We start from the raw sequence: 11,981 nt of genomic DNA, 5'->3' as shown, positions 1-11,981 counted from the left end.
CCAGTCGAGTTCTGGCCATGCAAGATTACCAACGCGGCACACGCCTTTCATAGGCGGGGTCGAAGAGCTTCATGTAGGCTGTGTCGTCACGCTCCTTCATCGCGGTCTGCTCATAAAGAGCAGCAAGTTCGGTGAGCTTCTGCCGATTGAGGCTGACGCCAAGTCCGGGCGCTGTCGGCACATCCAGACGACCGTTTCGGAATGTGAAAGGGGTACCCTCGATCACATCGACGCCTGTCCATGGGTAATGTGTGTCACAATCGAAACTAAGGTTCGGCGTTGCGGCGGCCACATGCACCATCGCCGCAAGGGTGATGCCGAGGTGGGAATTGGAATGCATGGAAACACCAAGCCCCAATGTCTCGCAGGTCTTTGCAAGATGGGTCGAAGCGCGCAATCCGCCCCAATAATGGTGATCTGACAGCACGATCTGCACGGCATTTTTACGGAAGGCGGTGGCGATCTGGTCGAATTCCAGAACGATCATGTTGGTGGCGAGCGGGATTGAGGTTGCGGCCGCCACCTGCGCCATCTGGTCCATGCCAATGACCGGGTCCTCAAGATATTCCAGAATATTTTCAAGCTTGCGGGCAATGTAGATGGCCGTTTCCACCGTCCAGCCGCCATTGGGATCGATCCTCAGGGGATGGTGCGGAAAGGCTTGTCGCAGCTTCAGCATTGTCTCGATCTCGAGATCGGGATGCAGCACGCCGCCCTTCAGTTTCAACGATTGAAAACCGTACGTGTCGACCATCCTGCGGGCTTCGCCTACCATCTGGTCAGGGGTCAGAACCTCCCCCCATTCATCCGCCGCTTCGCCGATATGGCCTGCAAATTTGAAAAAGAGATAGGCGCTGAAAGGTACGCTTGTGCGAACCGCGCCGCCGAGCAGGTCTGAAACCGGCCGCCCGAGCAGCTTGCCCTGAATGTCGAGGCAGGGGACTTCGAAGGCCGAGGCAACCACATCCGTCAGCTTGTGATCGGCGACAGCCGATTTGGCATTGATGCCGCCACCGCCCGGCAAGGCTGCGATGACACGCGATTTCAGTTCGTGAAGATGAAACGGGTCCAAGCCGATGAGGGCTGGCGCGGCGCGGCGCAACCCGTCCAGCGCCTTGATGCTGCCGTAACTTTCCCCAAGCCCGATCGTGCCGTCGTCGCATATGACTTCGATGATGGTGCGCAGCGCATGGGGCTGGTGGACGCCTTTGCAGTTCAGCAATGGCCGGTCGGGAATGGCGACCGGAGTGAGGTGGATTTCGGCTATGCGCATGTCAAGAAACTCCTTGTCGCCACCAGTGGCGCGCAGCCTTCAGCGCGTCTTCCAATGGTGGCAGTTGAGGGTGCCAGTGGCGCTCCCATTCGAGGCTGAGGGGAAATTTTCGTTCGTCCGGCTGGAGCAACGAAAGCAGTTCCGCGATGGGAAAGTCGCCCTCTCCGGGCAAGACGTAGCGCCGTTTTCCGTCTTTATCCGCCGTGCTGTCCTTGACGTGCAGGTGGACGGCGTTTTTCGCGATATGGTGCCAAAGGGTTTTGAGATCGGTGCCCCTGGCCCATGTATGATGGGTATCCCACAATATCCGGGCCGTCGGCACGTATTCCAGAAACGCGAGCAGCTGATCGAAATCGGCCAGCGCATCATGGGTTTCGATCATCAGCTCGACATTCAGCCCGCGTGATTGCCGCAGACCTTGCCACTCGTCCAGCAGCGCCGCTGCGCGATCCAGCTCCTCCGCCCCAATTTTTTTGCCACCGTCAAATATCCGCAGATAGGCGATGTTGGCAGCTTCCGCCCAGTCAATGAAGGGATCGAGCTCGGAGAGACTGCTGCTGCCGAACAGCCGCATGGATGTGTTGAGAGCGGCAATTCTGAGGTTGCGTTCGGTCAGGAAGGCCGCAAATCGGGCAGGGGTGCCGAACTCGGCAACGAGCGCGGCGATCAGATCTATGGTGCCGGATAGTGCGCGCAATTCCACGCTTGTTATACCATGGCGCTCTGCCAGATCGGCGGTCTCATGCAGGCTGAGTTCGGAGCAGCCGAGGGTCGAAAAACAATAGTTGGAGCCGCTCATGCCATACGCTCCATATCCTGCTTGTGGACCGGGTGGAGGGGCGCTTGCCCTGCCACGAAGCGTTCAATCTCGGTAATGGCAAGATCGGAAAGTGCACGTAGTTCGTTACCCAGCGCCCCGGCTATATGAGGGGTGAGCACGACATTGGGCAGGTCATAAAACGGGCTGTCCGTTGGCAGGGGTTCGGGTTCAGGCGTGTCGATCAGGATACGCAGCCGCCCGGAAAGCGCCTCGGCCAGCAATGCCTCGTGATCGACGAGCCAACCCCGTGCGGTGTTGATGAAGATGGCATGATCGGCCATCAGCGCCAGTTCCCGGGCGCCGATCATATGGTGCGTCTCCGGCAGGATCGGCGCGTGCAGCGAGACCACATCGGACCATGCGAGAAGCTCGTCCAACTCCGTTTTCCTCGCGCCGAGGGAAGTTGCTTCTTCTGCTGAGATAAAGGGATCGTAAACGGCAATCTCGAATGTGCCGCGCGCCAGCATCTCCATCACCAGACGCCCGATGCGTGAGGCACCCACAATGCCGACCTTGCGGGCATGGTTACCGAGATGGGCCAGGCTTTTGCCACGCCTGCTGCCAAAAACGCCGGTGCCGCGCTCTGCCCTGTGTTCATCCCGCAGCCGAAAGACATCCTTGCCGCACATGATGATCGCCGCATAGGTGAATTCGGCAACCGGCACGGCCATGGCGGATGCGGCTGTCGTGACGAGAATATCGGACGTCTCCCAGAATTCTGCGGGTGCGACCATCCGCACTGATGATGCCGCATAGGCCAGCATTTTCAGCCGTGGCGCGCGCGAAAGGCGTTCGCGTGTGAGGGATGGCGTACCCCAGGCAGCGAGCAGAATATCCGCTTCGGCGAGAGCTTCGGCACCTTCCGCCGTGTCGAAATCTGTATAGGGAAAACCCGGAATGATATCCGTTATGGCATTCAGCCGCGCCCATTCGCGCGAACCGAAGAAACCTTCGGGAAGCTCGTTGCGCATGGCGATCAGCAGGCGTGGTTTGGTCTGAGAATGTTTCATGCGCGCACCGGGTTTGAAATGGGGCGGATGTCGATCTTGGAAACATCGATCTCGATCGGTTGCGAACCGGGCTGCAGGATCACATCGAGAAAAAGCTCAGGCCGTGCTTTGCCCGGCCGCAGTTTCAGGGGAGGGGTCCTTAACGCGCCTTGCCACTGTGCGGACGGAAAGGAAAAGAGCCTGCCGTCATTGGCACGGAACGGTGCGAGCGCTGTTACTGACTGTCCTTCGTCTGCGACATCTTTCAGTCGCAGCGATATGCCCAGAACGCCATCATGGGCCGGCACCTCCACGTCGCAGATCGCTTCCACCCACACGCCGGTGCCGGGGTGGACAAGCTGCCCGCCAAGACGATGGTTCTGCTCACCCGTTTCGGTGACGGTCCGGGCCGAAAGATCCGATGCGAGATTGCCGGCGGGATTGTTTACCGGATCGAAGCGGTCATCCTTTGACAGCAGCCGGGCAGTCGCTCGGGGCACGATCGTTTCGAGATAATCCGCCAGCAATTGTCCGACGGCAAAGGCGCCGGGCACGGAAAAATGGGTTCCGTCATCGGAATAGCCGGGAAATGGCTCCCCGAATTCGCTGTCAGGGTCGACCCAAGCCGTGTTCCAGTCGAAGACATGGCAATTGGCGTTGTTTGCAGCAAATTCGATGCTTCGCCGGTTGATCCAGTGCGCCTTTGCCCGCTCCGTACCGCCCGCGGGCCATTTCCCGACGCTTCGCGCCAGAATGGGAAGCAGGATCACGGTCTTGCCGGCGGCGAGCAGGACTGAGGCGATCCTTGCCCGCGTGTCGGCAATCGTCTGGCGTGTTTCCACCATCATGTCATTGGTACCGGCATCGACGATGATCAGATCGAAATCCGATTGCAGCAGTCGCGGCAGCCGCCGTTCGATCTCGACTGCCTTCTGGCCGGAAACCCCGAAATTGAGGCCGGAAAAGAACCGGCTGACACCGGGCCTATTACTCGGCTCCCAGGCGGGCGGCACGGATGGATCGTGGTGAACCGGGCAACAAAGCCTGCCATGTGACAGCACCTCGGCCCAGCTCATCCAGCCGCGTGCCGATGTGGCAAGCGAGCTGGCGTCGCCAATATGGTTCTGCTGGACGAGCGAGGTGCCGAGAATGGCAACCCGGCTCGCCCTTGGTAACGATACGGACATGGTTTTTACCGGGATATCAGGAAAACAGGACGCCGCCATTAATGTCGTAGCAGGCGCCGGTGACATAGGCGGCATCGTCGGACGCGAGGAAGGCCACCAGACCGGCGACGTCTTCGCTCGACCCTTCGCGCTTGAGCGACGTCGCGCCGGCCACCCGTTCGCGCACCTCCGGCTTGGTGAAGGTATCGTGGAAGGTGGTCGAGATCATTCCGGGGCAAACGGCGTTAACACGGATATCAGGGCCGACTTCCTTGGCAAGCCCGCGGGTGAACGTCATCACGGCACCCTTGGAGGTCGCATAGGCAAGAGCGCCCGGGCCGCCGCCATCACGGCCGGCCTGCGACGAGAAGGTGACGATCGCCCCGCCCTTTGCCATTTTGGACAATGCGGCCTTGGTGGTCAGGAACAGCGATGTCAGATTGACGTCGAGGACCTGATGCCAGAAGGCTTCATCCATCTCTGCAATTGTCTTGCGGGCGATCAGGCCGCCGGCAACATGGACGAGGCCATGGATCTCGCCGAATTTGTCGGCAGCTGCGGATATGGCTGCCTCAACGTCGCTTGCATTGGTGAGATCCGCCTTGATGGCCAGAGCCGATCGGCCAAGCTTTTCGATTTCGGTAACGGCTGTAGCCGCACCATCGGCAGCACCATTATAGGTAAGAACGACATTGGCGCCTTCCTGCGCAAAACGGATGGCACATGCCCGGCCGATATCCCGGCCGGCGCCGGCGACAACAACGGTCTTGTTGGTAAAACGCTGCATTGGAAAACCTCGTATGGTTAGAACTGCTTGGGAAGTGAGAGCTTGAAACGCTCGTCATCGACATCGCTGAAGTAGATGTCGGTGGAAAAACCCTGGTCGTCGATGAAGCTGAAGATACGCTTCGGCTCCTTCAGGCTGTAAGGCACGAGAAGGGTGACAAGGCGATGCCGGGTGGCGGCCGGAACCGTGGCGCAGACATGGTGGTGAATATCGAGCCCTTCGAATTCCTTCGGGTCTATATCGGGAAAACCTTCCACGGCGCTGATTTGCGGCGTGCCAGCCGAAGAATAGACGAACTGTCCGTAGAAGCCGGCTTTCTGGCCATTGTAGCGGAAGCTCGACCTGCCGGTCTGCGGGGCTGCGAGCGTATGGCAAAGCCATTGCAGTTCCTGGGGTTCGGAACATTCCACCTCGTCGACAATCACGAAATAGCTGTCATTGACGAAATGGGTTTCGCGCAGCACCTTTTGAACCAGCGGGTTCGCAACCTGGTAGGCGGCGGTTGCATCGCCGACGATGCGAACATGGCCGGGCTTTTCCTCCACCGAGACGATGCGGCCGGCGGCGCGGCGGGCAAGCGCCTTGTCCTTTTCCGCATATTGGCCTTTGCCGCCGATCAGCACGGCATTTTTCGACCGTGTCTGACGCCGCCAGTTCAGATGCATCTGCGAATTGAACGCCACATAATAACCGGACTGGATCGCCAGATCTTCGCCATGGGCATAAAGCACAAAGGCGTTCTGGTCGCCGTGGCTATGGCTGAGTGAGCCATAGGGGCTGGATTTGAAGACGAACTGCAGGTGCCGGTCCGGGTCTTCCATATGTTTCTGGATAGTGGCCCAACCGATATCATCGAAAACGGCGAGTGCCGGCAAGTCGGCGGGCGACACGGCTTCCACCTGCCGGTAATCGTGGCGATAGACGAGATCGTCGAAGTTCAGATCCCACCAGCCGTAATTGTAAAAGGCCATTTCCGTGCCCGTCGCATCGGCCTTGATGTGATCGAAGTACCACTGATAGTGACCGTTGCCGGTGACGCCGGCGAATTGCCGGACGTTGTATCCTAGCTTCAGGCCGGGAAAATCGCCGAGCGTGGAGTCGTCGCCGAAGTTGGCGCGACGGGTGCCGGGCGCCTTGGTGTAAAGCGGGAAGCGGCCGGTATTCTGGAAAAACGGCCGCTGATAAAGATCGTAACCGATATAGGAGCGGATCAGGTTGGCGGCCTCGATGAGATAGGCCATGCCGGTCATCCAGTAATGCGGACCTTCCGCCCAGCCGCCATCGGTTCCGGCCCATGGAGAATAGAGCGTGGCGAGGAATTCGACGGTATAGTCGAGCCATTCGCCCGCCTCATCGCTTTCGCCCTGAAGCGCGATGCAGGCCGGTGTCAGGACAGCTGATAGCGAACGTACCGCATGGCTGTCATAGGGAAAGACGTGAATGCGGGCGTGTGCGATGACATGATCGGCAACTTCCCGCGTCCGTTCAAGAAGAACGGACCGCACGGTCTTGCGTTCGTCTTCGCTGAGATGGTCGTACAGCCAGTCATAACCCCAGGCGAGTGCGACGACGACACGGAACCCCGCCTCGTCATTATAGGCGCGGGAGGTCGCCCCTTTCGGGTCCCAGGCGGCGACGGCCAACAGCCATTTGCGGGATGCATCGAGAAGATCGTCACGCCCGAGCACACGGCCGGCGATGGCCAGGTGCCGGATCGCATAGATCACTTCCTGGCAATCGATGTACATCTGCCGCCAGAGCGTGGCGACACGCATGTTGTTGGGATAGGGCTGCGGTTCCGGCATGACCGGCCGCTGCAGCCATGGTTCAACCGATTTTTCGTAAAATTCGGTCCAGCCGCAATGGTTGGGGTCCTTCAAAACAGCATCGGCGAAGGCGCTCAATTGCTCGGAGTTAAGCCACAGCCGGGGATGGCTGGTTTGCGCGGCGGCGTGGCGGGCAGACCGGCCGGGCAGCGGCGTTTCCGGCAGTGCGGCACCGATCTCGAAACTGCGCACGGCGCTCCAGTTGGAATGCGCTGTTGCGGATTTCTGATCCCAAAGCGCATAACACCAGTGATAATGGCCCTCCGGCAGCGCTTCATCCGGTGTGAAGAAATTCCAGGCGAGATCTTCGAAGACGAGCGTTTTTTTGTCCGCAAAGCCGGGATCGGTCGAAATGCGCAGCACGTAACGCGCGCCGTCGTCGATATCGGGTAGCCATGAAAATCGCGGAGGGTTCTCCGTCGGCTGTGCTTCTTCGCTCGGCTCGTAGCCAATGGTCAATGAGCCCGGGCGGGGTTCATCGAGAAGTGTCTGTCTGGAGATGGCCGGGGCAGAGGGACGCATTGCGCTCTAACTCCTATGAAAACAGATGGGAAAGGATGGCGGCGATAAAGCCGCCATCATGGTCGGAGGGTTTATTGCGCCGCCTTGTACTGGCGGTCATAGGCCGATTGCATCATCTTGATGACCTCGTCGTAACCAAGGGCACTGAGGCGCTTTTTGTAGGCGTCCCAGCCGGTATCGACGTCCTGCGCGCCGAGAATCCAGGTCTGCTGCATTTCGGTCATGTAGGTGAGGATGCTTGGCCAGTAGCGGTCGAAGGTCGCCTTTTCCTCGGCGTTCAGGGAAACGCCCATGAACTCGTCCTTGAGGCAGTTGCACTGCTCGTACATGTCGATGCCTTCAAGCGCGATCTTGTTCGTCCACTGGCGCTCATATTCGTAATCCATCCAGTATCCGCGCGGGATCGCCGCACCGACTGCCCATAGCTGAGCATTGACGGGATCCTTGTTGTCGAGGATTTCCTTCTTGAACTGCGGCTTGCCGTCGACCATTTCGTAAGTGAGGCCTTCGACGCCGAAATTCGACAGGATGCGGCCCTGTTGCGAGAACCAGAAGTCGAAATATTTGATGGTTTCGACGGGGTGTTCGTTGGTCGCCGAAATGGCCCAGCCGACGGGCTGGACACGCAGGCGGCGGGAATCTTCGAAACGCTGACCTGAAACCGTCTTGGGCGGCAGCATGGGCTTCAGTGCAAAGCCTTCGATCTTCGGTGACAGGGCGTCATTGTAAGTCGAGGTGCTGGCGAACCAGTCATGTGTCATGCCGCCGAGATTGTTGCCCAAGAGATATTCGCGCGAGCGGGCGCCGCGGGTGAATATTTCCTTGTCGATCAGCCCTTCCTTGTACCACTTGGCGACATTGGAAATGCCGGTCTTGTAGTTTTCTTCCGCCCAGGGGTGACGCAGCTTTCCGTCATAAACGGCAAAGTCGCCATATCGCTCCGATCCCGAAACGCGTGCGTCCCACAGATTGATGAGGCGGACGGCATCGATTTCCTCACGGGCAAAATAAGGCACCTCATCCTTGAGGCCGTTGCCGTTCGGGTCCTTGTCGCGGAAGGCTTTCAAAACTTCGTAGACCTCTTCCGGTGTTTCCGGCTGCTTCAGGCCAAGCTTGTCGAGCCAGTCCTGGCGGATGAACCAGCCGCGCGAGAACTTGCCATCCGGCACATAGGGAATGAAATAAAGCTTGCCGTCCGGTCCGGAGATGGCGTTGCGGATTTCCTTGTGGCTGTCGAAGAACGCCTTGAGGTTGGGGGCGTTTTCCTCGATCAGCTCATCGAGCGGAATGAACGCGCCCTCCAGCCCGTAACGGATGAAGTCCTCCTTCAAACCGCCGGTGGCGTCGCCGCCGACGATATCGGGAAGGTTGCCCGAAGCGATCAGAAGATTGAATGCATCGCGGCTGCTCGTAGTCGCCAGCGATGCGACGTTGCGGACATGAATATTGGTGATTTCCGCGGCCTTCTGTTCCACCGGCCACTTTTCCGAATAGACGTATTTGTCGCGGAAGTGGAAATGGATCGTCAGTTCCAGCGGGTCTTCGGTGATCTTGCCCGTATCCTGTGCCAATGCCGGCAAGGACAGGGTTGCGGCTGTCATCAACGCCAGTAGGGGCGCGCCTTTTCGTAGTGCTCTCACAGGTTCTCCTCCCTTGTGCTGCTACTCTTTGACCCCACCCAGCAGAATTCCTTTGGTGAAATACTTCTGCGCGTAGGGGTAGATAATAAGGACTGGAATGATCGATGCGATCATGATCGCTGATGTCACCGTCTCGAACGAATAGTGAGCGGTGAGCAGGCTAGAGGCGAATTCGTCGTTCGAGTTGAGGTCGACGATGACGCGCTTCAGATAGACCTGAAGCGGGATTTTTTCCTCGCCGCGCAGCAGCACCATGGCCCAGAAATAACCGTTCCAGCGCGACACGATGCAGAACAGCGCGACGGTGACAATTGCGGGTTTCGACAGTGGAATGAATACCTTCCACAACAGCTGCAATTCGCTGGCGCCATCCATCTTGGCGGCCTCTTCGAAGGATTTTGGCACGGCTTCGAAAAAATTGCGCAGCAGAATGACGTTGAACGCATTGGCGGCAAACCCGAGGATGATGCCGAAGCGGCTGTCAAGAAGCCCGAGATCGCGCATGTTCAGGAAGAAGGGGATCATGCCGGCGTTGAACCAGAGCGTAAATGCGATGGCGATGTTGAAGAAGGTGCGGCCACGCAGGCGTTTGCGAGAAAGGGCGTAGGCTCCGGGGATCATGATCAGCAGGCTCATGAGCGTGCCGCCGAAGGTGTAGATGAAGGTGTTGCCATAGGCGACCCAGAACATCCGGTCGGACAACACCCGGTCATAGGCGGCAAGCGTGACATCGACGGGCCAGAGCGTGACGCGGCCGGCCGTGACGGCAGCGCCCGAGGAGAGCGAGACCGACAGCACGTAGATGAAGGGATAGAGCGTCGACAGGACGAACAGGCCGAGAAGAATGGCGTTTGCCCAGCCGAAAATCTTGTCGCCGCGGGAATAGAGATTGAAGTTTGCCATGTTTCAGCTCCTCACCACAGCGATGTCGAAGAGACTTTTCGGCTGATGCGATTTGCCGAATAGACGAGGACGAAGGCGATGACCGCGTTGAAGAGGCCGGCGGCCGTCGCCAGATCATATTGGGTGCCCTGCAGGCCGGTGCGGTAGATGAAAGTAGAAACGACGTCCGCCGTCTCATAGGTGGATGGGCGGTAAAGCAGGATGATATATTCGAACCCGACTTCGACCAGATTGCCGATGCGGATGATCAGCATGATCACGATTGTCGGCAGGATGCAGGGCAGGGTGATGCGCCACATCATCTGCCAGCGCGACGCGCCGTCCACCCGGGCGGATTCGTAAAGCGTCGGGCTCACGCCGGCGATGGCGGCGAGATAGACGATGGATTCGAAGCCTGCCTCTTTCCAGACGGATGAGCCGATGTAGACGGGGCGGAACCATTCCGGCTGGGTCAGGAAGTAGATCGGCTCAAACCCAAGGCCTTTCAGCATAAGATTGACGATGCCGATCGATGGCGAGAGGAAATTGATGACGATGCCGGCGACGATCACCACCGAAATGAAGTGCGGCAGGTAAACGACCGTCTGCGCCCAACTGCGGGCAATGCCGCTTTGAATTTCGTTGAACATCAGAGCCAGAATGATCGGCACCGGAAAGGCGAAGATCAGGCCGAGGCCGCTGATGGTGATGGTGTTCCAGAAGGAACGAATGAACATGTCATTCTGGAAAAGCTCCACAAAATTCGCAAAACCGACCCAGGGGCTTTTTTCGATGCCGCGAAAGATCGAGAAATCCTGAAATGCGATGACCAACCCATACATCGGTTTGTAGAGGAAAACCGCAAACCAGATGAGCATCGGCGCGAGCAGGAGGTAGAGCTGCCAGTCGCGGCGCATGTCTTCCTGAAGGTCGTGAAGGCGCCCTTGGAAATCCTGTTTCATGGCCGCGCTCCACCCCGGTTTTTGAGCGACCTTCCGGTCGCTGCATCAAAGACGTGGACGCGTGCGGTATCGATGGAAAGCCGGTTGACGCCGTTGAGGGCATGGTCGCCATAGAGCGTTTCGGCTTTGGCGATAAATGGCTGGCCATCGGCCTTTCCATGCAGCAGTGCTTCAGCGCCCAGCGGTTCCACGAGATCGATGCTGCAATTTAATGTTTCACGACCCTCTTCAGCCTCCACCGACATGATTTCCGGTCGCAGGCCGAGCTTGACCGCCTGTCCTTCCGTTGCGTTCTTCGCGAAGGCATCGGGAATGTTGAAGCGCTGGCCGGAGCCGCCATCGAGGACAACGGTGACGCGGCCATCATGGCTTTCGATCGTCCCGTCCAGAAGGTTCATCGGCGGCGAGCCGATGAAGCTTGCGACAAATGTGTTCGCCGGTTCGAGGAAAACTTCCATCGGCGAGCCGACCTGTTCGATATGGCCGCCATTCATGATGACGATGCGGTCGGCAAGCGTCATCGCCTCCACCTGGTCGTGGGTGACATAGATGCTGGTGGCCTGCATCCGCTTGTGCAGCAGCTTGATCTCGGCGCGCATGTGGGTGCGCAGCTTGGCATCGAGATTGGAGAGGGGTTCGTCGAACAGGAAGATTTTCGGCTGGCGCACGATGGCGCGACCCATGGCGACGCGCTGACGCTGGCCGCCGGAAAGATCGGCCGGCTTGCGGGCCAGATATTCGGTAAGTCCCAATATCTGTGCGGCTTCTGCAACGGCCTTGTCGATGACGGCCCGCTTCTCACCCCTGACACGCAGGCCGAACGCGATGTTCTCGGCCACGCTCAGATGGGGGTAGAGCGCATAGTTCTGAAATACCATGGCGACATCGCGGTCTTTCGGGGCGACCTTGTTGACCACCCGGCCATCCATCGAAACGGTGCCGTCCGAGATGTCCTCCAGTCCGGCGAGCATGCGCAGCGTGGTGGATTTTCCGCATCCCGAAGGACCAACGAGGACAACGAATTCCTGCGGCTGTATGGAAAGATTGATACCGTGGACGACTTCGAGGGCGCCATAGCGCTTGACGACGTCGTTGATTTGAACTGCGGACATGA

At 58.8% G+C, this 11,981-nt stretch carries 10 protein-coding genes; all 10 read right to left on the bottom strand.

The window, feature by feature from the left end:
* Positions 1–25: 25 nt before the first annotated feature.
* Positions 26–1,273: a glucarate dehydratase family protein gene (locus DXT96_RS18840; RefSeq protein ID WP_153515936.1), complete on the bottom strand. Its 1,248-nt coding sequence runs from the start codon at positions 1,271–1,273 to the stop codon at positions 26–28.
* 1 nt (position 1,274) lies between these two features.
* Positions 1,275–2,072: a sugar phosphate isomerase/epimerase gene (locus tag DXT96_RS18835; protein WP_153515935.1), complete on the bottom strand. Its 798-nt coding sequence runs from the start codon at positions 2,070–2,072 to the stop codon at positions 1,275–1,277.
* Entirely contained in the window at positions 2,069–3,103 is a 1,035-nt protein-coding gene (locus DXT96_RS18830; protein WP_194287680.1) for a hydroxyacid dehydrogenase, read from the bottom strand. The genes DXT96_RS18835 and DXT96_RS18830 overlap by 4 nt, the downstream gene beginning before the upstream one ends.
* Positions 3,100–4,269, bottom strand: coding sequence for an SGNH/GDSL hydrolase family protein (locus tag DXT96_RS18825; RefSeq protein WP_153515934.1), 1,170 nt, complete (start codon positions 4,267–4,269; stop codon positions 3,100–3,102). Before DXT96_RS18825 ends, DXT96_RS18830 begins: the two co-directional genes overlap by 4 nt.
* A gap of 16 nt (positions 4,270–4,285) precedes the next feature.
* Positions 4,286–5,035, bottom strand: coding sequence for an SDR family NAD(P)-dependent oxidoreductase (locus DXT96_RS18820; protein ID WP_153515933.1), 750 nt, complete (start codon positions 5,033–5,035; stop codon positions 4,286–4,288).
* Positions 5,036–5,052: 17 nt separating this feature from the next.
* Complete coding sequence (locus DXT96_RS18815) at positions 5,053–7,383, bottom strand: alginate lyase (RefSeq protein WP_153515932.1); 2,331 nt, start codon at positions 7,381–7,383, stop codon at positions 5,053–5,055.
* A gap of 71 nt (positions 7,384–7,454) precedes the next feature.
* Entirely contained in the window at positions 7,455–8,984 is a 1,530-nt protein-coding gene (locus DXT96_RS18810) for an extracellular solute-binding protein (protein ID WP_153515997.1), read from the bottom strand.
* 60 nt (positions 8,985–9,044) lie between these two features.
* Complete coding sequence (locus DXT96_RS18805; RefSeq protein ID WP_035223884.1) at positions 9,045–9,926, bottom strand: carbohydrate ABC transporter permease; 882 nt, start codon at positions 9,924–9,926, stop codon at positions 9,045–9,047.
* Positions 9,927–9,937: 11 nt separating this feature from the next.
* Entirely contained in the window at positions 9,938–10,867 is a 930-nt protein-coding gene (locus DXT96_RS18800; protein ID WP_142842962.1) for a sugar ABC transporter permease, read from the bottom strand.
* On the bottom strand, positions 10,864–11,979 hold the full coding sequence (locus DXT96_RS18795; RefSeq protein ID WP_149900753.1) for an ABC transporter ATP-binding protein: 1,116 nt from the start codon (positions 11,977–11,979) through the stop codon (positions 10,864–10,866). Before DXT96_RS18795 ends, DXT96_RS18800 begins: the two co-directional genes overlap by 4 nt.
* Positions 11,980–11,981 lie beyond the last annotated feature (2 nt).

Source organism: Agrobacterium sp. ICMP 6402 (genome assembly GCF_009498615.1).
GTDB classification, from domain to species: Bacteria; Pseudomonadota; Alphaproteobacteria; order Rhizobiales; family Rhizobiaceae; genus Agrobacterium; species Agrobacterium burrii.
This window is presented reverse-complemented; position numbering and strand designations above follow the sequence as displayed.